We start from the raw sequence: 23,127 nt of genomic DNA on the forward strand, positions 1-23,127 counted from the left end.
GCGGAAGAGGGTGGTCTCGCCATTCTTTTTCCAGAATGATGAAAAATGAAATGATTGCAATGATTTTGGCAGGTGGTCAAGGATCCCGCTTAGGAAAACTTACACGAACCATTGCAAAACCAGCGGTGCCTTTTGGCGGTAAATATCGAATTATTGATTTTTCTTTAAGCAATTGTTCCAATTCAGGTATCCGAACGATTGGTGTTGTCACCCAGTATCAGCCGCTCGAACTAAACAGTCACATAGGCAACGGTTCGCATTGGGGCCTTGATCATAAGGACGGCGGTGTGACCATTTTGCAGCCCCATTCCAGCCTCGACGGTGAAAAATGGTTCGAGGGGACTGCTCACGCGATTTATCAAAACATTAGTTATATCGACAGCCATAATCCGACTTACTTATTGATCCTATCCGGAGATCATATATACAAAATGGATTATGAGCATATGCTTCATTTTCATAAACGGAAGAAAGCATCAGCAACCGTAGCTGTTATTCATGTACCACTTACTGATGCATCGCGATTTGGAATCATGAATACTGATAATACAGATCGAATTATAGATTTTGAAGAAAAACCGGCTAAGCCGAAAAGCAATTTGGCATCAATGGGTATTTATATTTTTACTTGGGAAGTCCTACGCCGCTACTTGGTAGAAAGTCATGCAACGGGTCAAAATATGGACGATTTTGGAAAAAATGTGATCCCTTCCTTTCTTGCCAATGGAGAGAACGTATTTGCTTATTCATTCAATGGATATTGGAAAGACGTTGGTACCATTGAAAGCCTATGGGAAGCGAACATGGCATTCATTAATCCTGATCACGAGTTAAACATTCGCGATAAAAGCTGGCGTATCTATTCAAAGAATCCGGTTGCCCCTCCGCATTATCTTGCATCCGGAGCAAAAGTTAAGGAATCACTGATCGTTGACGGCTGTTACATCAGTGGCGAAATTAATCACTCCATTATCTCACAAAATGTGAAAATAGGGGCTAATAGTGTCATTAAAGACTCTATTGTCATGGCAAATACAGTGATTGGAAAAAATGTGACCATTGATCATGCGATCGTCGGTGAGCATGCTGTATTTGCAAATAATGCTCAGATAGTCGGGGACCAGTCAATTGAAGTGGTTGGTTACAATGAAATTGTAGGGGGGCTTAATGATGAGGCGGAATAAAATGTGCGGGATTCTCAATTTGACAGAATCGAGGCTGGCGACGTATCCATTGACGCGTCATCGTCCGATTGCCAGCCTGCCTTTCTGCAGCAGATATAGGCTGATTGATTTACCCTTGACGAATTTAACCACAGCCGGTGTTGAGACCATCGGTGTTTTTACCCATGATAATTTGCGCTCAATTTACGATCATGTACGCAGTGGCAAGGAATGGGGACTAGATAGTTTGCACGGCGGGTTGTTTTTCTTTTCTGATCCAGGTGCGGATGGTGGCCGTAATGGAGTCAGTCATGAAGGAGATATCTTCAATTATTTTAATAATATAGCCTTCTTCGACAAATCCGAATCTGAATATACAGTTATTATGGGAACGCGAATGCTTTGCAATATTGATGTCAAAGCAGTATTGCGCCATCATATTGAACAAGGTGCGGAAATAACGGTGGTCTATAAGTCAACTGAGGTTCAGAATAATGAGGACAAAAATGAATCATGTCTGACAATAGACGAGGATGGTCATGTGCGCGGTCTCAGATCATGCAGTATGAGCGAAAATATGGGCCAATTATTTATTAATATGGATATCTATATTTTAAAAACAGAATTATTAACAAAGCTGATCCGCAATGCAGTTGCTGAAAGTGAACATTGTAATTTAAACGATGTTCTTCATCAAGCGATCGTTAATCTGCCATCCAACGGCTTTGAATACACCGGATATTTAAAAAATATAGATTCTGTTGAAGCTTATTATCAAGCAAATATGGATATGCTTGAGGATCGGAATATGACAGCACTGCTGAAGGGCAGTCAAATTATTCATACAAAAGTGAAGAATGAGGCACCAACCTACTATTCCCGATCCTCCGACGTGGAAGATTCATTGATTGCTAATGGTTGCATGATTCATGGTGAAGTTTCGCATTCAGTGATCTTTCGCAATGTGACTATTGAGAAGAATACCGTTGTGAACAGCTCGATTATAATGCAAGGCAGTTCAATCGGCAGCGGGGCAGAACTGCACTATGTAATCTTAGATAAACAAGTTCGAATTGAGCCGAACACGAAATTGGTTGGAACGAAGAATAAACCCATTGTCATTGAAAAGAATTCAGTAATCAGCAGAATTGCCGAGGGGCTAACTACAGATACTGCACCGTTGAAAAATCAAGAGAACACGATTAATACACCAAATATTGAGACGCTTTTTTCACGCAAATAATAGGTTTCTTATGCACTTTCCTTCGTAAAAAATTGGCAGATTCAAATGCTTTATCAAATAAATTTTACAGCGGCTTTTAAAGTCTGTTGTTTCCGGGAATGATAGGTTAATAGCAGAAATAAAAAGCCGCGTCCGTCAGTCATCCAAGATAGTTGCATTCTGAAACAGCCGGACAGAATAAGCAGTTGTATGTAATAGAAATGATTGTTTGTTTACAATCAGTGCTGCTTGTTCAGGCAAATTCACGGCTGTTTTTGATTGCTTTTTTTCTAATGTAGCAGGTCTTACTAAAGATGAACTAAGGATGGTCAAGATATGGATCTATCAAAACGAAAATTTAAAGAAGATTTTAAAAAAATGCTGACTGAAGTTTATTCAATGGATATCAAGGAATCTGAATCAACAGAACAGTTTTTTACATTAGGAAACGTGCTGCGTTCGTATTTATCAAAGAATTGGAGCCGTACAAATCAGCAATACATTGAAAAGCAAAAGAAACAAGCCTATTACTTTTCGATGGAATTTCTCCTCGGACGTATGCTGAAAAGTAATCTACTCAATTTAGGCATTCTGGATACAGTTCGGAACGGTTTGCAAGATCTTGGGATTGATCTCGAGCATCTTATAACTGTTGAGCCTGATCCCGGACTTGGTAATGGAGGGCTTGGCCGCTTAGCCGCTTGTTTCATCGATTCGATGGCAACAAGCGAAATTCCCGCACATGGAAATGGCATTCGCTTTAAATATGGTTTATTTGAACAGAAATTTGTTAATGGTTATCAGGTTGAACTCCCGGAAAATTGGCTTCAAAACGGAAATGTTTGGGAAACACGAAAAATGCATGCTGCGGTAACCGTGCGTTTTTACGGGAAAGTATGGCTCGAACAAAATGCAGAAGGCGTTCTTGAACCGCATTATTCAGATACTCAAGAAGTCTTGGCTGTTCCTTATGACAGTGCGGTGATCGGATACAATAATAGTACTGTTAATACCTTGCGCCTTTGGTCAGCAGAGGTTCCTCCGAAGGATGATATCACTGATTATTGGTCATATATTCATCAACGGAATGAAATTGAAAGCATTTCAGAAGTACTTTATCCTGATGATTCGAATTATGAAGGACGTTTGCTTCGATTAAAGCAAGAGTATTTTTTCGTTTCCGCAGGTATTCAAAGTATCCTTCGTCATTATAAGAAAATGCATTTGCACATGAACCACCTTGCAGAAAAAGTAGCGATTCATATAAATGATACACATCCTGCACTCTGCGTTCCTGAGTTGATGCGCCTTTTGCTCGATGAAGAGCATATGGACTGGGATCACGCCTGGAATGTGACGATCAATGTGATGAGCTACACAAATCATACAATTATGTCCGAAGCATTGGAAAAATGGCCGATCGATATGATGCGTTCACTTTTGCCACGCATCGATCAAATTATTCAAGAAATTGATCGGCGATTCACCATGAAAATGAGTACATTATTTGAACCTGTTATTGTTGAAAGGACACGTATTATCGAAGGCGGAAATGTTAAGATGGCACATCTGGCGATCATTGGAAGTCACAGCATCAATGGTGTGGCACAGCTTCACACAACAATTCTTAAAGAGAAAGTGCTTCACGATTTCTTTTTGATCTATCCGTCCAAGTTTAACAACAAGACCAACGGGATCACGCAACGGCGCTGGTTAATGCTTGCGAATGAACCGCTTAGAGATCTGATTCGGCGAAAAATCGGCAATGAATGGGAAACAACACCTACTGAATTGAATATGTTAAAAGCATTTCGTGATGATAAGGGTACCTTACTTGAATTGGCACAAATCAAGCGATTGAATAAAGAACGCTTTGCTGAGTATGTCGATAAAGCAATGCATCTGAAAATAAATACGGATGCTATTTTTGACGTTCAGATTAAGAGATTACATGCATATAAAAGGCAATTGCTTAATTTACTGCATATTCTGAGCCTATATTTTAAAATCAAGGACGATCCGCAGGCTGACATTCAGCCGCGTGTTTTTATTTTTGGTGCAAAAGCAGCACCAAGTTATACGTACGCAAAACAAATCATCAAGCTTATTAATTCGGTTGCCGATCTTATTAATCAGGATCCCGAGATTGAGAACAAAATAAAAATTGTTTTTGTTGAGAATTACGGGGTCTCACTCGCTGAGAAAATTATACCTGCGGCAGATGTAAGTGAGCAGATCTCTCTAGCATCAAAGGAGGCTTCGGGAACAAGCAATATGAAGCTCATGTTGAACGGAGCCATCACACTGGCTACGCTTGACGGTGCCAATGTTGAAATCAGGGACCGCGTTGGTGATCAGAATATCGTGATTTTCGGATTGCGCGAGGAGGAAGTCTATCAGTATTATCAAGACGGCTCCTATCATTCGCGAAATTACTATGAACACAATCCAGTCCTTCACCGTATACTTGATGCACTCATTGACGGCACAATACCGGGGGCAGAGGCAGAAGGACACTCAATCTTTGATTCGTTGGTTCAATATGGGGATGAATATTTCGTTTTAAGAGATTTTGACTCCTATGTTGCTGCGCAAGAACGAATTGATCGACTTTATCGTGACACGCTCAAATGGCAGAGAATGGCACTCATTAATATTGCCGGTGCCGGTATTTTCTCATCAGACTATACGGTACAGCAATATGCCAGCCAGATTTGGGATGTGTCGTCAAAGGTTCATCCAATCTAAGTCATGTAAGGAACGAGGAAGAAGGAGTTGCTTATGGGCATTCCAAATGTATATTTTAACTCATGGTCAGAGTCATTCAGAAGACCGTTCGGAGCGGTTAGAATCGGCAGTGCGATCTATTTCTCAATTCGCGCAATCGGCAGTAATATCACCAAAGTTGATTTAATGATTCAAAAAGACGGTGAGCAGACTCAAGTGCAGCATATGGCTCGATCTGCTGAAAATGATTCAATGTATTATTCAAAGTTTAAAACTGAAGGGAACGCTGGACTCTATTTCTACCATTTTCGGGTTTCTTATTTGGAAGATCAGCATGAAATAACTGTGTTTTTTGGTAAAGACGTTGATAATTATGGGGGAGAGGGTCGCGTCGTAACGGATCCTACTCAAATTGAACAGTACCAAATTACCTGTTTTGATCACCGTGATCCTGCACCAGATTGGTATGTTCACGGTGTCATCTATCATATTTTTATTGATCGATTCTTTAATGGTGATCGGTACCAGCGCGTCTTACATCCGAAAAAAAATACATTTATTTATGCAACAACAGAGGATTTGCCTTATTACATTCGTGATAAAAATGGTGATATTGCTCGGTGGGATTTTTATGGTGGAAATTTGATTGGAATTATAGATAAATTAAATGACTTAAAAAAATTAGGTGTAACAATTCTCTATCTCAGTCCGATTTTTGAGGCGAGCAGCAATCATAAATATGATACCGCGGACTATCTTCAGATCGATTCAATGTTCGGTGATCGAAAAACCTTTGATAAATTAATTGCTAAAGCACGGCGTATGGGTATTCGTATCATTCTCGATGGCGTATTTAATCATGTCGGTGCCGACAGCAACTATTTTAACCGCTTTGGTCACTACGGTAACAGTGGTGCTTATCAAGATCTGTCGTCCAAGTATCATGATTGGTTCACTTTCCATGGCGATCACGATCACTATGAGTGTTGGTGGAATATAGCTGATCTGCCGACGGTGAACAAAGAGAAAAAATCCTATCAAGACTTTATTTTCGGTTCCGAGAATAGTGTCGTTGACACATGGACTGCTGCCGGCATCGGGGGATGGCGGCTTGATGTGGCGGATGAGTTGAGCGACGAATTTATTGCAGGTATTCGCAAAGCAGTCGATCGGCATGATGAAAAGGATAACGGCAAAGTATTAATTGGCGAGGTTTGGGAAGATGCATCAAATAAAATCTCTTATGGAAAGAGACGGCATTATCTTAATGGCGGCATGCTTCATGGTGTCATGAACTATCCATTCCGCACGTTGATTATTGACTTAATCAATAGAAAAATAAATGCACGACAAGCAGCCAGGATGAGTTTTACGATCAAATCTAATTATCCTCCGGATGCTTTACTTGCAAATATGAATAATATAGGTACTCATGATACAGAGCGTGTTTTCACCCTGTTAAGTGAAAATGAAAGAAAAATAAAACTTGCAATTTGGCTGCTGATGGTGCTTCCGGGTGTCCCTTGCATTTATTATGGTGACGAGGCAGGTGTTATTGGGGGCAAAGATCCGGATAATCGTCGTTTTTATCCTTGGGGCAGAGAAAATCAGAACATATTAGCCATGTTTCGAGAAGCAATTAAGGTACGTCGTACCGATGATAATCTTCAGATTGGAGATTTCTACCCCTTTTCATTGGGATTGATTTTTGGCTGCTTGCGCATTCGATCAAAAGACAAATATACACTTCTCCTGCTAAATCCTTCTTTAGAATCTATTGTTATGAACCTCGATCAGTTGATTGACGAGACGAGAGGTGAGCTGATTCATCATTGCCTAAAAATGATGCTTCAAACAGAGAAAAAGGTAGATGCTCAATCGTTCTTGATTTATCAAAGGAATCAAGATTAATTTGATTTCAATCTATTTATTCCGTTCAATTAAATCTATGACTGTACCTGAATGTTGACCATTCGCCAATTTTTTCTTTAAAATAGTTCATTTTAGAAAATATTTCTGACGATTTATGTTATTATATACGTACACAAATAAAGGCAGAAATTGAGCAGAACTAATATAAAACCTGCAACAGCCGACAAACAGCCGACTGAAATTTCTGCTAATATCAGAAACACAAGGAGGAGTTTACATTGTCAGAAGTGTATGCGTATTATCAAGGTAAAATTGTTAAAGAGGAAGATGTAAAGATCAGCGTCCGCAGTAAAGCATTTAATTATGGCTTAGGAGTCTTCGAAGGCATTCGCGCTTATTGGGATGATGATGCACAGCAGCTTTACGGGTTCAAACTTAAAGAACACTATGAAAGGCTCAAGGAATCTGCTAAGACGGTTAATCTGGATTTTGATCTGTCCGTTGATGATCTTATCAAAGGGACGGTTGAACTTCTGAAAGCGAATAACTGTCGGACCACTACATATCTTCGCCCGATTGTTTATAATGACGCGCTTGATATTGGACCAACGCTGGATGTAAAAGATGTAAAGGTTGTCATTTATACGCAACCGCTCAATAAATACGCCGGCAAGGCGGAACTGAGTGTCGGAGTCACTTCTTGGAAGAGAATCTCAAACAATCAGCTTCCGCCGCGTACGAAGGCAACTGCAGCCTATATGAACTCAGCACTGGCCGCACTGGAAACAAAACGTGCCGGTTTTGACGAAGCTATTTTTCTCACTGACGGCGATCATGTTTGTGAAGGCTCTGGCGAAAATATCTTTATGTTCCGCAAAGGTAAGCTGATTACTCCACCGACTTCCGATAATATTCTCGAGGGCATCACTCGTGAACTCGTTATGAAACTCGCAAAAGAAGAGTTGGGACTTGAAGTGGTAGAACGCAGCATCTCAAGATCTGAGCTGTATGTTGCGGATGAAGTATTCTTCAGCGGTACTGCAATGGAAGTCACTCCTATTGTTGAAGTCGACCACCGTACAATCGGAACCGGTCATGAAGGCGAAGTCTGCAAACAAATCAAGCAGCTGTTTTTTAGTTTAACTGTTGGCAAGAATCCGAAATATGCAGAATCCTGCACACCTGTTTACGATAAATAATCGAATCATCTCTTGCGGATAGATATAGACAGTAACGAAAAAGAGAGGGAATGAAAGAGATGATAAAATCAGGCATGAACAGTCTGATTTTATCATCTTAATCTTTACCTCTTTTTTTTATGATCTTTTATTGGGAAAAAGAGCATCTTTGAGGATAATGAAAAATAGGATTAGACCGATCGTCAACACAATATGTCCCATTCCCGCCATTCCGGCGATAGCTGCGCCGGACAGGGCACCGAGAACATCTTGCGTTCCATGAACAGCCATGACAGCGATAGTCCAAACAACGCCGACATTGTATGTCCAAAAGAACAATGAAAACCGTTTGTTATGGGTGATAGAAAACTGTTTATCCAAGGCAATAAGAATTAAAAAGAAAAACATGCCGAGAATGAGCAAATGGGTATGCAGAATAGAAAGCATAGAGTCCCCTTGAAAATGAAGGGCTTTCGTCAGTTCACGATAGTAAATACCTGAAACAAGTCCCATGATCATGTAAATAAGTGCTGCATTGTATAATTTTTTCATGAACAGAATCTCCCGTCTTATGTATCATTCTCTATTATTATATCGTGATCAAGAGAAATGGATAGAGATTTGCGCTGCTTGTACTGCTCTTGTTACAATTACATCGGGAAGCAAGTGAGGAATCGGAAAACTATCGAGAAAAGCGAGGGAAACGATGACTTTAACCATTGAACACTTGACGAAACGATTTCAAGATTTTCATGCTGTTGATAATCTTAATTTTGTCGCAGAGCAAGGTGAAATATTTGGCTTGATTGGTCAAAACGGTGCGGGGAAGACAACGACATTCCGCATGATTTTGAATTTACTAGCTCCTTCTTCTGGAACGATCAAGTGGGCTGATGCATCGGTTCACACATTGAATCGTGATATGATTGGCTATCTTCCGGAAGAACGCGGTTTGTATCCTAAAATGCCGGTCGAAGATCAGCTCATGTTTTTTGGTCGGTTGCGCGGATGCTCAAAGGCTGCATTGAAAGCGGAGATTGATGATTGGCTGGAACGTTTCTATTTGTCTGACAAAAGAAAGGTACTGACAGAAACACTTTCCAAGGGTAATCAACAAAAGGTGCAATTGATTGCGAGTTTGATTCACAAACCGCGGTTACTTATTCTAGATGAACCTTTTAGCGGACTTGATCCGGTTAACGCCGGTTTGCTTAAGGATGCTATTGTTTCGCTCAAGAAGCAGGGAACCGTGATCATATTTTCCAGCCATAGGATGGATCATGTGGAAGAGCTATGCGATCACATCTGCCTGCTGAAAAGAGGAAAATCCTTGTTCACAGGAGCAATAATTGATTTAAAGAAACAGTTTGGCAAAATTAATTTAACCATTCGTGGACCGTTTGATGAGATGGAGCTTTCTAAAATTCCAGGAGTCGTTTCCGTTGCGAAAGACAAAGACATGTATCGGTTGCTTTTATCCCACGAAAACGACGCACAGCCGATCTTTCAGATGCTAACCACAGATGGGTTCATCGAGCGGTTCAGTTTAGACTATTTGTCACTTGAAGAGCTCTTCAAACGAAAGGTGGCGAGCACACTTGTCTAAATTTCTGCTGCTGTTTGAACAATCATACATTAGTAAATTGAAAACCAAGTCCTTTTACATCACGACACTAATTATGCTCTTAGGGATCACTGCCTTTTTTATGTGGCCGACAATTAGCGGGTGGTTTTCTTCAAACGAAAAACCAGTGACAATTACAGTCGCTGATCAGACAAAGGGCAGCGCAATTTCCTATTTTAAGAACAATAAAAAAATCATCTTTAAACCGGCAAAGCAAAGTGTAAAGCAAGAAGAACATCGAGTAGTGACGGGCAAAGTAGATGCACTGCTTATTTTATCGTTAAAATCAGGGAGCCAATTAGATGCTCAGCTTCGAACAAAGAAACCTTTCGAATTAAATACCCAGCAAATACTTGAGGAACAGGTACGGTCTGCAGGTCAGCTGCTTACCATTCAACAACTTAAATTGACTGCGGATCAGGCACAGCGGATCATCGATCAAAAAACAAACCTGAATCAAAAAGTGATTTCTCCTACCGCGGATAAGGGGAAGAGCAGCCAGCAAAAAACGACTGCTACCATTGTTTCGTATGCAGTCGCGTTGATTATCTATTTATTTGTTCTCTCCTATCTGTCGATTATTTCATCTGAAATTGCTGCCGAAAAAGATTCAAGGATTATGGAAATCATTATTTCCAGTACGTCGCCTATTGTGCATTTGCTCTCTCGAGTCTGCGGGGTATTAGCCCTTGCAATGACTCAATTCACTGTTCTAATCGGAGCAGCTTTAATCATGGCCCGCGTCCTTCAATCCGGAAAGTACTGGCACCTGATTAGTGATTTATTTTCATCGCTCACCGCAGGCTATACTGTTTTCGCTATTCTCTTCTTTTTCTTTGCGTGCGTTCTTTACACGCTGTTAGGAGCTGTGCTCGGATCACTCGTTAACAAAGTACAGGATGTAGGTCAAGCGGTTATGCCGGTAACGATGGTGCTCATGGTCGGATTCTTTATTGCGATCAGCGGAATGAGCAATCCGGATACTTTGCTGATCAAAATTTTCTCTTTTATTCCTTTTACCGCATCAATGATTATGCCCATGCGTATTGGTGCAACAGACATGAGCTTATGGCAAGGTTTCCTTTCATTGGTGCTTCTTGGTTTAACCATTGTCGGACTCTTTATTTTCAGTTTGCGTTTCTATCGTGGGTCAGTGCTCACGTACACAAACGGTTCGTTCATCAAGAAAATCAAACAGGCAATTCAGCTTTCCAAATAAACAGCACAAAGAGACTGAAGGCAGATCGGAAGGAGTATGCTTTCGGTCTTTTTTCTTTGAGAATAGCAAACACATTTACCGAAAGTGGTTCAATACCATTAAGTCAATGGTTCATGTCAGTTTTTAAGCGGAAAATTACTTTGACAGATAGAGTAGTTGGCGCTATTATTACTTTATCAGATGGAGTAATTCAGACTGAGATGAGGTGATACTATTCGAAGCGATATTCTAAGAGGACATTTGGATTCAATTATCCTTCGGTTGCTCAAGGATGAGGATTCATATGGTTACGAATTATCCAAGAAAATTAGTAAGAAAACAGATGGAAGATTTGAAATTAAGGAAGCCACGCTTTATGCCATCTTCCAAAGACTCGAAAAAAAACAGTTGATTGAGTCCTATTATGGAGAACGATCTCATGGAGGAAAACGAAAGTATTATCGCATTACAACATTGGGAAAGGCATATTTTCGTGAAATGGTTGATGAATGGCGCGAGGTTAAAGAAATTGTTAATTTATTTATGGAGGAGATTGATTGATGAAACGCTTGACTGCATACACGAATAAATTATTTGAAGACATGCCGGAAGGAGTAGAAACAGAAAAAGTTAAAGAAGAAATTCTCCGCGACTTGGAAGAAAAAGTGTCGGATTTAATTGAGGAAGGCAAAACCGAGGAAGATGCTATCAATAAAGTAATGGTCGAATTTGGTGATATTGAAGAAATTAAACGTGAAATGGATTTGCCACAAACTCCACAAAATCGTAAACAAGAATTAGCACGCCTAAATTTTGGTTTTTCCTTATGGGGAAGCTTTCTTATCATTGCATTGGTTGTTTTTGTAAATTTTTACTATACACCGCATATTATCTGGTTCATTTACCCTTCGTTTGGCATTGCCTGGTGGCCGCTGGCGATGTTTTATCATCTTCATCGCAAGAAACTGGAGAACAGACCATGAGGAAAGATTTGCAAGGATTCGTTGCCTCTGGTTGCATTATGACTGGTGTATTTTTACTTTTGGTCAATATCTTCACAGATGTGGGACATTTCTGGGCGATCTATCCATTGGCATCACTGTTTTGCCCGCTAATCTGGCTGTTCATTGAAAATAAAAAAATTGGAGCGTTTATTGTTTCCCTATTGTTCTTGGCTGCTTGCACGATCCAGAATTTAATTGAGACACCACAATATCTCTGGTATATCTTTATCATTCCGCTGTCTGTGGCGTTTCCCATACTTGTTAGCTTAGGTCGGACAGCTTGGACAAGGACCGCATCTTATATCATCAGTTTTTCTGTCATTATTTTTTATGTGATGCTTAACCTATTCTTTGAACCAAGTTTTTTTTGGAGTATTTTTATAATTTTTGGGCTTGTCTGGTGGCCAATGAGCATGACTTTTGGGAAAAAAGTGCGCATATTCAGTGTCCTTGGTGCAGGTTGGATTTTTTTATTTTTTTTCACATTGAATCTGATCACAACACCCGAAATTTTTTGGGCTATTCATCCAATTTTTGCTGTCCTTTGGTGGCCACTCAGTGTCTTTTTAGCCAAAAAGCCTTTTCAATATGCTGTTCTCGGCGCATCAATGACTATCATTTATTTTTCAGCCATCAACACACTTCTATCTCCAAATCAATTATGGGCTGTTTATCCCGCATTTGTTATTTTCTGGTGGCCGCTTTCTGTATATTATTTCGTGAAATGTCCGGCAAAAGGAAAACAGATTGAAACATAAACACTTTTTTTGAAACATAGTTTGGACAGAATACGTATTAAGTGATACAGTGAATCGAGAATCAAACAACGATATGGATGAATTGAGAAACTTTCATGTACGGCTTGGCTTGGAAAGTTTTTTTTATAAAGGAGAGAATAAATGATGAAGTTGGCAATTGATGCTATGGGTGGAGATCATGCACCGGAAGCAATCGTTGAAGGGACGTTAAAGGCACTAAATGAATTCCCTGAACTGCAGATCACACTTGTAGGCGATCAGGATAAACTGGTTAATTTGGTAGGCAAACAGGATCGCATTGAGATTCTTCACACTACAGAGAAAATTGAAGGTACGGATGCACCCGTTCAAGCCGTTCGGCGAAAAAAACAAGCGTCGATGGTACTGGCTGTTCAAGAGGTTCGGGAAAAACGATGCGATGCAGCGATTTCTGCCGGAAATACCGGTGCTTTGATGGCTTCCGGTTTATTTGGTGTCGGCCGCATTAAAGGAATCGATCGTCCTGCACTTGCACCGACTTTACCCACCATTCATCAAAATAAAGGGTTTTTGTTCCTCGATGTGGGTGCCAATGCGGAGACAAAGCCTGAAAACATGTTGCAGTATGCAATTATGGGTGCAATCTACGCTGAGAAAGTAATGCATCGGCCCAATCCGAGAATTGGTTTGCTGAATATAGGCGAAGAACCGGGCAAGGGCAACGAATTAGTCAAAGAAGCGTACAAATTATTGAGCAATGCACCGATAAACTTTGTTGGCAACGTTGAATCCCGTGAATTGCTTGAAGGTCCGGCGGATGTAATTGTTGCCGATGGATTTTCCGGTAATATGGTACTCAAAAGCATTGAGGGAACGGCAATGTCATTGATGAAACTGCTTAAGGAAACACTAGGCGGTTCCTTATATACCAAAGTACTCACCGGTCTTATGTATGGTAAATTAAAATCGGTAAAGCAGCACATGGATACATCAGCATACGGTGGCGCTTTGCTCTTTGGCTTAGCAGCTCCAATCATTAAAGTGCATGGTGCGGCAAAGAGCGAAGCTGTCTATACTGCGATTAAGCAGGCACAGCTTTTGATTAAAGAAGATGTTGTCGGTACAATCGAACACACTTTTCATGACAAACAATATGACTGGATGAACAGCAAAGCATAATATAAGGAAACAAAAAAAGCTCGGGCATATGCCCGAGCTTTTTTGTACTATAAGTAAGTATACAAATTTTTAAGGAAAATAGTATAAATGATCCGGGATAACGCCATATCCTTTGGCGACGCGGATACTTGGTCATTCATAACCGTCGCAACTAAGTTTTCGTCTTCGTCAGAGGCTTGACGAAGTCAAGTTTTCTAATGTTACTAATCCCACTGATAAGGCGTTTCTTGGTAGACGTAATAGTTCAGCCAGTTTGAAAATAAAAGATGCGCATGAGACCGCCAATTATTTATCGGTTGTTTTTCAGAATTATCATTTGGAAAGTAGTGCTTTGGCAAATTTGGTGTCATGTTTTTATTTAAATCACGATGATATTCTTTTGCAAGTGTTCCCGTATCATATTCCAGATGACCTGTGATCATGATCTGTTTTCCTTTGTTTGCCATCATTATGAACGGCCCTGCTTCTTCGGAACGTGCAAGTACATGAATTTCCGGATGTTTCGCGAGTGCTAAGCGATCAACATCTGTGTAGCGCGAATGAGGTGCAAAAAAAACATCATCAAATCCACGCAGCAATTTTTCCTTAGGATCACAAAGAGAATGGCTGAATACGCCTGACAACTTTTCAAGATATGGCACTTTATTAATGCCAAAATGATAGTACAAGGCAGCTTGAGCTCCCCAACAAATATGCAGGGTTGAGGTGACGTGACTCTTCGACCAATGCATAATTTCTTTCAGTTCTGCCCAATAATCCACTTCAGTAAAAGGCAGCCGTTCTACAGGTGCACCGGTAATGATCATACCGTCGAATTTTTTTTCTCTTACTTCATCAAAAACAGTGTAAAACTGATCAAGGTGAAGATGACTTGTATTTTTTGATTGATGAGAAGCCGTTTTCATGAAAGAGATATTAACTTGAAGCGGCGTATTGCCAAGATGGCGAAGCAGCTGAGTTTCTTCCATTTCCTTTTCCGGCATTAAATTCAAAATTAATATATTAAGCGGACGGATGTCCTGAGTGGTTGCTCGATCTTCATCCATGACGAAGATGTTTTCATTTTCCAAAACCTCCCTCGCAGGAAGCAATTTAGGTATTTTTATTGGCATAACATCAGTTCTCCTCATGGTATACTTGGCATTATTATTATAATCTTTTTTAAATAATGCTTCTAGTTTGTTTGAGAAAATCTGTGCTAAAGAAAATGACGAAGAATGTCGAGAATAAAGATATAGTCCATTTGGCACAGAAATTGTGGAAGCGGGTGAATGATACAGAATTTAAGCTTCGCATGAAGTTAGAGTAAAGTTTCAATTTTATTATATTATCATAAATGATAGAAAAAAAGATATTATACTCGTCAGGGGAGGGTCTTTAATGCTGCAATTGCGTCTGATGCATGCGTTAAATAGAGAGATTGGTAACGAATCCGAAAAAGTGTTTGAAGGAATATCCAGAGGACGAAAAAAAGCGTTGGACGACTGGTTTCGTGACCGCTGGGTTGAATTGGAAAATGCTAATCAAATTGCTTACAGTTATGATGAACGTGGCAAGAAAGTTATCGACATAATGAAAAAACAAATAGCGCAAAGCAATGACTTTATTGAATTTATGCTCCTTGATGAGAACGGAAAGGTTATCGTAACAACCTGCGACAAGCATATTGGAATGCAATTGGCTGAACTTCCGAATTACATACAAGCGATGGATCATCAAAAACTTATGTACGGACCCTATTCGGACGCACGTACATTGGATATTGACTTAAGTGATTATCATTTCGCGGACGAAGTGACCTTAATGTTTTCTTTGCCAGTTGCTAATGGCAAAGGTGTCCCAAGGGTATTTATGGGACGCGTTTTGAATGACCGAATGAGCAATGTTATTCAAGATGAGGATACTCATGTTTATAAAGATTCTGGAGACAACTATCTTTTTATGGTGAAAACCGATCGGGATATACTCCCGGGAACAGCGATTTCACGCAGTCGATTTGAAGATGATACGTTTACGCTTGGCGATAATTTGAAGGACGGCGTTCGCACAGCAAAATGGGGTAAAGTTCAAATAGAGAAACATACCGAATTCGAGATTCGCTTTACAGATCCTAAAACCAAAGAACTGCATCCTGGTGTTAAAAATACAATTGAAAATGGAAATAATTTAGATACATGGCCGGGATATCCGGATTATCGGCATATCATGGTTGGAGGGAAAGGAACGTTGATACGACCGCCGCACTCTAATGAGATCTGGGGGATGATGTGCGAAGGGGATATTTCGGAAATTTATGATTTTAAAAGTTTAAATTTCAGAATACCGCTTTATTTTTCAGTCGGAAGCGCACTTGCTCTAGCATTAAATGGTATCGGTTTTTATCTTTCATTCCAAATCGGAATCTGGTGTACGCTAGCCACTTGGATTGCACTTATTTTGTCGGTTCTTCTTTCAACGAGGCGTATGGTGACCTCTCCAATTAAAAAAACAGTAAACATTCTTCATGAAATTGCTGAAGGAGAAGGCGATTTAACGAAAAGGCTGGATAAAAATTCTTATGATGAAATTGGCGAATTATCTCGCTGGTTCAATAAATTTATCAATAGCCAAATGATGATGATTAAGCGTGTCGGTATATCAGCAAATTCATCGAAAAATGTCGTGACAACAGTCTCCAAGATGACAAAAAGTATTGCCGGAGGAATGGATCTTGTAGGCAGTACTGTAGATGAGCTGATTACAACTGCAAAGATGCAAAATAATGTGTTCCAGAACGCGCGGGATCATTTTAACGGTCTTTCTGCTTCCATACAAGAAATGGGATCGCTGATCCATGTAGTAAGCGCGAATACCGATGATACAAAGGAGCACACGATCAGAGCAAATAAGGCATCAACGTATGCACTTGAATTGGTAAATGATCTCGAACACGAAATGAGCGGAACAATGAAGCGCATTGATCAATTACATACGCACTCTGAAATGATTACCAAAGCAGTAATCGTAATTAAAGACATTAGTGAACAGACTCAGCTCCTTGCGCTGAACGCTGCAATCGAGGCCGCTCGTGCCGGTGAAGCCGGAAAGGGATTTGCAGTTGTCGCTAAAGAAGTGTCAAAACTGGCCGAACAAACTGAAGAAGCGACACAATCGGTTGGCAATCTCGTACGTAACATTCAAGATGAAACAAAACGAACCCTAATTGATATAAGGAATACGAACGATAAAGTAAATCAATCGACAGCGCAAATAAAATCGACCATCGAAACTTTTAATAATATTACAAATAATGTTGGCGACATTTCTAAAAAAACGGATCAATTGCTGGAAATAACAACAAAAGAGAGCAGGGATCTGGATGGAATCGTTCAGTCAATAAATCGCTCTGCAGACGAGATTAAAATGAAAACCGCACAAGATGCATCAAGCAGCGAGGCATCAATTGACAAGCTGCGCTCTGTAAATGAAGAGATTAGTCGCTTGAATCAAATCACAGATAATTTGGATTATACATCGAATCAGCTGCAAGAAATGGTAACCTCATTCAAAACTGTATAAGCTTTTTTTAATAAACCAGTCATTTTTTGATTGGTTTATTTTATTTATTGCATTTATCGAAAAAATGGTACTTTTTAATCAAATATTTTTAAGTTACTAGCAGCCTTAAAAGAAAGCGGTTAACGTATCGGTACAATCAGCTTTTTGAAATGCAAGAAAAAAGAGATTATTCAAATACATTGTCAGATATTATGACATAGATAATGACTATAGTCTTATAATAAATTATTATGTTTTTAAAGAGCCGCATTAAAAAAGAGAGAAACAGTAGAAATAAATTGCGGGGGTGAGTCCTACATAAAACTATCTGAGTTTTTAGAGTTGTTCCGTTTTTATAAAAAGGAGGGTTAAAATGAATTTTAGAAAAATTATCCCATTATTGGCTGCAGTAGTATTATTATTAGGAGTTATTGGCGGTTGCTCTTCAAAATCAGGTGGTTCTAATGGTAAGACTGTAATTGAAATCGGAAGTCAATCACCGCTTTCAGGCGGTAGTGCGACACTTGGCGATGCGATTCGTCTCGGTGCTGAATTAGCAATTGATGACCAACAAGCAGCATTTGCTAAGAAGGGTTTTACGATTAAGCTGAAGGATTTGGATGATCAGGGCGATCCTAAAAAAGGTGTTGCCAATGCCCAAATTCTTGCTTCTGACAAGAACGTACTCGCTCTTGTCGGTCACTTAAACTCAGGCGTTGCGATTCCTTCTTCGGAAGTTTATGAAAAGAATAACCTGGCTATGGTTTCTCCGGCTACAACAGCAACGGTTGTCACAGACCGTGGACTAAAAACTGTTAACCGTATCTGTGCGCGTGACGACTTCCAAGGCCCAGCCGGTGCGAACTATGCAGTTAAGACTTTGAAAGCTAAGAAAATTTTTATCATCCAAGATAAAACTGCTTACGGTTCTGGTCTTGCAGAACAATTCAGAGATCAAGCAAAGAAACTTGGTGCTGATATTGTCGGTTACGAAGGTATTACTGTAGGTGAAAAAGACTTCAATGGTGTTATCAGCCAGGCAATGACAAAGAAACCTGACCTTATCTATTTTGGCGGTGTTTATGCTGAAGGCGGCTTGATCATCAAACAAGCACGTCAAAAAGGATTTACCGGACCGATCATGGGCGGTGATGGTCTTGACTCCTCATCAACCGTACAAATCGCTGGAGACGCAGTTAAAGGTGTATACCTGACTTCTGTTGCCGGAGATGTTTCAAAAACGGAAAAAGGTCAGGCATTTGCCAAGAAATATAAAGAAAAGTTCGGCAAGAATGTTGAATCTTATTCAGCATACGGCTATGATGCTGCCGGCGTTATTCTTAAAGGACTTATGAACGCGATTAACGACAATGACGGCAAAAAGCCATCTCGTGAACAAGTTATGAAAGCGATCCGTGCAGTCCAAGACTATGACGGTGTAACAACGAAAGTAAGCTTTGATAATAAAGGCGACAACAAATTCGCTAAAGTTTACATCTACAACTTTGAACAAGCGAAATACCCGCCGGTACAAAAAGCTGAAATCAGCCAATAATAGCCTGCTCTCAAAGATTTGAGTGTCTTAATGACATTTATGAATAACTGATGTGGACTAAAAGGGTATGGAGCACTAAGGCTATACCCTTTTAGGATTTTTTTAGAAAGATATCACATAGTACAAGTCGGAAAATGATCTGCACTTTACAAATACATCCATATTAACAACTCGTAAGGAAAGTGGTGAGATAATGCTCGCACATATTCTTCAGAACTTGCCCCAAGTACTCATTGATGGTCTGACGCTAGGCGTTGTCTATGCAGTCGTCGCAATAGGCTATACAATGGTTTACGGGATTCTGGAATTGATTAACTTCGCTCATGGCGACGTATTCATGACAGGTGCTTTTATGGGAGCAGTTGTGCTCTTTATTATGATGGGGTTAGGTTTTTTATCGGCAATGCCTGCTCTAATCGTTTTCTTAATTGTGATTGTTATCGCGGCGATCGCAACAGGATTGCTCGGCGTTGGTATCGAGCGTGTTGCGTATCGACCTTTACGACGGAAAAACGCGCCGAAACTGATCGCGCTGATTACATCCATTGGCATCTCGTTTGTACTTGAGGATGCGGTTCGGTTTATCGCGGAACTCAAAACTGGAAACTATATTGTTACGGCTCCGTCAATGTTTAATCATAAGTTCAATATTGATATCCATCATGTGATTCCTTATTTTAATAATGCGACATTTCAGGGCTCATTCTTGGTTGTTCTGATTGTAACAATCGTTATGCTGGTTTCACTTGATTTGTTTGTAAACAAAACGAAATGGGGCATGGCAATGCGTGCCGTTGCCCAAGATCGTGATACTGCTTCATTGATGACAATCAACGTTAACCGTGTTATCTCGGTCACATTCTTTATAGGGTCTGCTCTCGGTGGTGCAACCGGTGTATTGTTTATGATTCAATATGGAACCATTGATCCTTATATCGGTTTCATTTTGGGAATAAAGGCATTTACGGCTGCTGTCCTTGGAGGAATTGGAAATATCCGCGGTGCAATGTTTGGTGGTGTTATGCTTGGACTGCTTGAAATGTTTGCAGCGGCTAATCTTTCAATTATTACTCATGGTGCAATGGGCGCCGAATACAAAGACGTGTTTGCTTTCATCATATTGATTCTGGTACTTATCTTTAAACCAGAAGGCTTGTTTGGCAAAGCCGTCGTAGAGAAAGTGTAGGTGACAAGTGTGAGTGCATTGTTTGAAAAATTAACGCAAAGCAAAAAGAATCAGATCATCTTGTTCATTGCGTACGTCTTCCTAACAGGAGCAGGGCTTTTCCTTCTTCCTGATTCAACGATCGCGTTCTTGCTGTTGCTTTTCTCGATTTTGATTTTGTATTACCTTAATTTCAATCTTAGAGCCAAATGGGTCACAGGAATTGTCATTCTGGCGGCTATTGTTCCTTTTATTGCAAGTCACAGTGATTCCTACCAAACATACATGGAAGTTGGTACACTCGTTGGTATTTATTGTGCGATGGCATTAGGACTAAACATCGTAGTCGGTTTTGCCGGATTGCTTGATCTTGGGTTCATTGCCTTTTTTGCAGTCGGTGCATATTCCTATGCAATATTTGCCAGCGGTCAGGCATCAAAGTTTATGCCTTTTGGTCACTACCCGCTTCCCGGGGGCACATTTTGGATCTTTATTATTGTAGGGGCGTGCGTTGCAGCAATTTTCGGTATTCTCCTTGGTATACCGGTATTGCGTGTTCGCGGTGACTATCTTGCTATTGTTACGCTAGGCTTCGGGGAAATTATTAGAATCTTGCTTAACAATATGGATCACCCGATCAATATTACAAACGGTTCGATGGGTATTGCTTCGATTACTCCACCAAACTTCTTTGGAATAAGTATCGGGAGCTCCAGTCAGTTTTACTATATTGCCTTCGGTATTTTTCTGGTGGTCATCTATGTAGTCCGCAAGTTAGAAAATTCAAAGCTGGGCAGATCATGGAAGGCAGTTCGTGACAATGAAATTGCTGCCCAAGCGATGGGTATTCCGCTTGTGAAAACAAAACTTGCTGCTTTTGCAATTGGCGCTTCCTTCTCAGGTATGATGGGTGTTGTCTTTGCAGCAAAGCAAATGTTTGTCGATGCAACCAGCTTTACATATCTGGAATCAACAATGGTTCTGGTTATGGTTATTCTCGGAGGCATGGGAAGTGTTCCAGGCGTCATTCTAGGTGCAGCGGTTGTTATTATCCTAAGAACTCAAGTGCTGACGAACATTTCGAACTGGTTATCATCAATGAGTACGGATTACGGCATTTCGATTCCGCCGGCACTTTCACCCGAGAAAATGCAGCTGCTTATTTTTGGCCTTTTGCTCATCATCTTCGCCTTATATCGTACACAGGGGTTGATACCGCACAAAAATAGGAAGGTAGACGTTGAACTACTGAAAAAAGAATCCGAAAAAGCGGCATTAGCTCGTGAAAAAGCAACATCAGGAGGTACCGAATCGTGAATATTTTGGAAGTGAAAAATCTTACCAAACAATTCGGGGGTTTGACGGCAACCTCTAATATTAATATGAATGTTGAAAAAAATTCAATTACTGCTGTTATCGGGCCAAACGGTGCCGGCAAAACGACTTTCTTCAACATGATTACCGCTGTTTATAAACCGACAGCAGGCGATATTCTGCTCAATGGGAAATCACTGGTTGGTCTGAAGCCTCACCAGGTATCACACTATGGAATTACACGAACCTTTCAGAACATCCGCTTATTTAATGATATGACGGTTCTGGAAAATGTGATGGTGGGGATGCATCAAAATCTTAAAGCTCATTGGGTAGGCACGCTGCTTCAATTACCACATATTCGGAAGATGGAAGAGAAGGCAAAAGTTGAAGCCTATGATATCTTGAAATATGTTGGGTTAGAGGATTATGTTAATGAAAACGCCGGTAATCTCGCATACGGTGCACAGCGTCGATTGGAGATCGGGCGTGCTATGGCTGCAAAACCGAAAGTACTGCTTTTGGATGAACCGGCAGCAGGAATGAATCCTAAAGAAACCGAACGTTTGACAAATTTGATCTACGATTTACGGTCCAAGCTTGATGTAACGATTATCCTTATTGAACACGACATGAAGCTGGTTATGAAAATATCCGACTTTATTTATGTGCTGGACCATGGTGAACTCATTGCCTCTGGGAAACCCGACGAGATCAGAAACAACAAGAGAGTTATTGAAGCATACCTCGGCAAGGGGGCGATCGCAAATGGCTGAAACACTTTCAAATCATTTTCTTGAAGTAAAAAAAATTGATAGTTTTTACAGTCAAATTCAAGCACTTAACGGCATTGACTTGTTTATAGATAAAGGAGAAATAGTGACCTTGATCGGGAGCAATGGTGCTGGGAAATCAACAACATTGAAATCCATTAGCGGGCAAGTCCGTCCTAAGAGCGGTTCAATTATTTTTGACGGCAAGGAAATAACGAAATATCAAGCGCATCAAACCGCATTGCTTGGCATTGCTCAGGTTCCTGAGGGACGTCGTATTTTCCCACGACTTTCCGTGCGGGAAAATCTGCAAATCGGTGCATTTTCTGTTAAAGATAAAAGCGTGATTACTGAACGAATGGAACGTGTTTTTACTTATTTTCCGCGATTAAAAGAACGATTAAACCAAAAAGGCGGAACAATGAGTGGCGGCGAGCAGCAGATGCTTGCGATCGGGCGTGCACTGATGATGAAGCCAAAGTTGTTAATGCTTGACGAACCGTCAATGGGGCTTGCACCAATCATAGTTGAACAAATTTTCGATATTATCCAAGAAATGAATAAAGAAGGAATGACCATCCTGCTTGTTGAACAAAATGCGTACCAAGCATTGCAAATTGCCGATAGAGGTTACGTTATCCAAACCGGGCAAATTGTGCTTCATGGCGAAGGGGACGAATTGATGAAAAACGAACAGGTTCGAGAAGCCTATCTTGCTTGAACGGATTTATGTTTTCACATCTATTTAACTTTAGACAGCTGGATTAACTTTTTGTTAATCCAGCTGTCTTTATATCTGTTTCTATAATTAAACCAGTGTCTAATATTTGATCAGTCGTTCTTGCAACACGTATAATAATAAATATCATCTATTGATTT

The 23,127-nt window shown here is 40.3% G+C and carries 19 protein-coding genes; 17 read left to right on the forward strand and 2 right to left on the reverse strand.

Going from position 1 to position 23,127, the window contains the following annotated elements; all coding sequences use genetic code 11:
- Window positions 1–35: 35 nt before the first annotated feature.
- The 5 genes from NOM01_RS08840 (at window position 36) to NOM01_RS08860 (ending at window position 8,183) form a co-directional block, all read left to right on the forward strand.
- On the forward strand, window positions 36–1,184 hold the full coding sequence (locus NOM01_RS08840) for a glucose-1-phosphate adenylyltransferase (protein ID WP_370646017.1): 1,149 nt from the start codon (window positions 36–38) through the stop codon (window positions 1,182–1,184).
- Window positions 1,171–2,406 (forward strand): glucose-1-phosphate adenylyltransferase subunit GlgD, encoded by a 1,236-nt coding sequence (glgD, locus tag NOM01_RS08845; protein ID WP_255748116.1) that lies wholly within the window; start codon window positions 1,171–1,173, stop codon window positions 2,404–2,406. The genes NOM01_RS08840 and glgD overlap by 14 nt, the downstream gene beginning before the upstream one ends.
- Before the next feature lie 315 nt (window positions 2,407–2,721).
- Window positions 2,722–5,133 carry a glycogen/starch/alpha-glucan phosphorylase gene (locus NOM01_RS08850; protein ID WP_255748118.1) on the forward strand — a complete coding sequence of 804 codons (2,412 nt, stop codon included), beginning with the start codon at window positions 2,722–2,724 and terminating at the stop codon, window positions 5,131–5,133.
- A gap of 33 nt (window positions 5,134–5,166) precedes the next feature.
- Window positions 5,167–7,023 (forward strand): glycoside hydrolase family 13 protein, encoded by a 1,857-nt coding sequence (locus NOM01_RS08855; RefSeq protein ID WP_255748120.1) that lies wholly within the window; start codon window positions 5,167–5,169, stop codon window positions 7,021–7,023.
- A gap of 248 nt (window positions 7,024–7,271) precedes the next feature.
- Window positions 7,272–8,183, forward strand: coding sequence for a branched-chain amino acid transaminase (locus NOM01_RS08860; RefSeq protein ID WP_255748196.1), 912 nt, complete (start codon window positions 7,272–7,274; stop codon window positions 8,181–8,183).
- Between the two features lie 117 nt (window positions 8,184–8,300).
- Here NOM01_RS08860 and NOM01_RS08865 read toward each other — a convergent pair whose 3' ends face one another.
- On the reverse strand, window positions 8,301–8,714 hold the full coding sequence (locus NOM01_RS08865; protein WP_255748122.1) for a DUF2871 domain-containing protein: 414 nt from the start codon (window positions 8,712–8,714) through the stop codon (window positions 8,301–8,303).
- A 154-nt stretch (window positions 8,715–8,868) separates the two neighbouring features.
- On the opposite strand from NOM01_RS08865, the gene NOM01_RS08870 reads away from it, so the two are divergent.
- From NOM01_RS08870 to plsX, 6 genes are all read left to right on the forward strand, one after another.
- Window positions 8,869–9,768, forward strand: a complete 900-nt coding sequence (locus NOM01_RS08870; RefSeq protein WP_255748124.1) for an ABC transporter ATP-binding protein — start codon at window positions 8,869–8,871, stop codon at window positions 9,766–9,768.
- Window positions 9,761–11,005: an ABC transporter permease gene (locus NOM01_RS08875; protein WP_255748126.1), complete on the forward strand. Its 1,245-nt coding sequence runs from the start codon at window positions 9,761–9,763 to the stop codon at window positions 11,003–11,005. The genes NOM01_RS08870 and NOM01_RS08875 overlap by 8 nt, the downstream gene beginning before the upstream one ends.
- A 240-nt stretch (window positions 11,006–11,245) precedes the next feature.
- Window positions 11,246–11,545 (forward strand): PadR family transcriptional regulator, encoded by a 300-nt coding sequence (locus tag NOM01_RS08880; RefSeq protein ID WP_255748127.1) that lies wholly within the window; start codon window positions 11,246–11,248, stop codon window positions 11,543–11,545.
- The gene (locus NOM01_RS08885) at window positions 11,545–11,967 is read left to right on the forward strand and encodes a permease prefix domain 1-containing protein (RefSeq protein ID WP_255748129.1); all 423 of its coding nucleotides are present in this window, start codon (window positions 11,545–11,547) and stop codon (window positions 11,965–11,967) included. Before NOM01_RS08880 ends, NOM01_RS08885 begins: the two co-directional genes overlap by 1 nt.
- Window positions 11,964–12,746, forward strand: coding sequence for a hypothetical protein (locus NOM01_RS08890; protein WP_255748130.1), 783 nt, complete (start codon window positions 11,964–11,966; stop codon window positions 12,744–12,746). The genes NOM01_RS08885 and NOM01_RS08890 overlap by 4 nt, the downstream gene beginning before the upstream one ends.
- A gap of 144 nt (window positions 12,747–12,890) precedes the next feature.
- The gene (plsX, locus tag NOM01_RS08895; protein ID WP_255748198.1) at window positions 12,891–13,904 is read left to right on the forward strand and encodes a phosphate acyltransferase PlsX; all 1,014 of its coding nucleotides are present in this window, start codon (window positions 12,891–12,893) and stop codon (window positions 13,902–13,904) included.
- A 203-nt stretch (window positions 13,905–14,107) separates the two neighbouring features.
- On the opposite strand, the gene metA is transcribed toward plsX, so the two are convergent.
- The gene (metA, locus tag NOM01_RS08900; RefSeq protein ID WP_255748132.1) at window positions 14,108–15,016 is read right to left on the reverse strand and encodes a homoserine O-acetyltransferase MetA; all 909 of its coding nucleotides are present in this window, start codon (window positions 15,014–15,016) and stop codon (window positions 14,108–14,110) included.
- A gap of 268 nt (window positions 15,017–15,284) precedes the next feature.
- Here metA and NOM01_RS08905 point away from each other — a divergent pair, with 268 nt between their 5' ends.
- The 6 genes from NOM01_RS08905 to NOM01_RS08930 all read left to right on the forward strand — a co-directional run bounded on the left by NOM01_RS08905 (window position 15,285) and on the right by NOM01_RS08930 (window position 22,969).
- The gene (locus NOM01_RS08905) at window positions 15,285–17,462 is read left to right on the forward strand and encodes a methyl-accepting chemotaxis protein (protein ID WP_255748133.1); all 2,178 of its coding nucleotides are present in this window, start codon (window positions 15,285–15,287) and stop codon (window positions 17,460–17,462) included.
- 352 nt (window positions 17,463–17,814) lie between these two features.
- Window positions 17,815–18,996, forward strand: a complete 1,182-nt coding sequence (locus NOM01_RS08910; protein ID WP_255748135.1) for a branched-chain amino acid ABC transporter substrate-binding protein — start codon at window positions 17,815–17,817, stop codon at window positions 18,994–18,996.
- A 193-nt stretch (window positions 18,997–19,189) separates the two neighbouring features.
- Window positions 19,190–20,182 carry a branched-chain amino acid ABC transporter permease gene (locus NOM01_RS08915; protein ID WP_255748137.1) on the forward strand — a complete coding sequence of 331 codons (993 nt, stop codon included), beginning with the start codon at window positions 19,190–19,192 and terminating at the stop codon, window positions 20,180–20,182.
- Complete coding sequence (locus NOM01_RS08920; protein ID WP_255748139.1) at window positions 20,183–21,478, forward strand: branched-chain amino acid ABC transporter permease; 1,296 nt, start codon at window positions 20,183–20,185, stop codon at window positions 21,476–21,478.
- The gene (locus NOM01_RS08925) at window positions 21,475–22,251 is read left to right on the forward strand and encodes an ABC transporter ATP-binding protein (RefSeq protein WP_255748141.1); all 777 of its coding nucleotides are present in this window, start codon (window positions 21,475–21,477) and stop codon (window positions 22,249–22,251) included. Before NOM01_RS08920 ends, NOM01_RS08925 begins: the two co-directional genes overlap by 4 nt.
- Complete coding sequence (locus NOM01_RS08930) at window positions 22,244–22,969, forward strand: ABC transporter ATP-binding protein (RefSeq protein WP_255748143.1); 726 nt, start codon at window positions 22,244–22,246, stop codon at window positions 22,967–22,969. Before NOM01_RS08925 ends, NOM01_RS08930 begins: the two co-directional genes overlap by 8 nt.
- Window positions 22,970–23,127: the final 158 nt, after the last annotated feature.

The sequence above is a fragment of the Sporolactobacillus sp. STSJ-5 genome, from assembly GCF_024385605.1.
In the GTDB taxonomy this organism is placed as follows: domain Bacteria; phylum Bacillota; class Bacilli; order Bacillales; family Sporolactobacillaceae; genus Sporolactobacillus.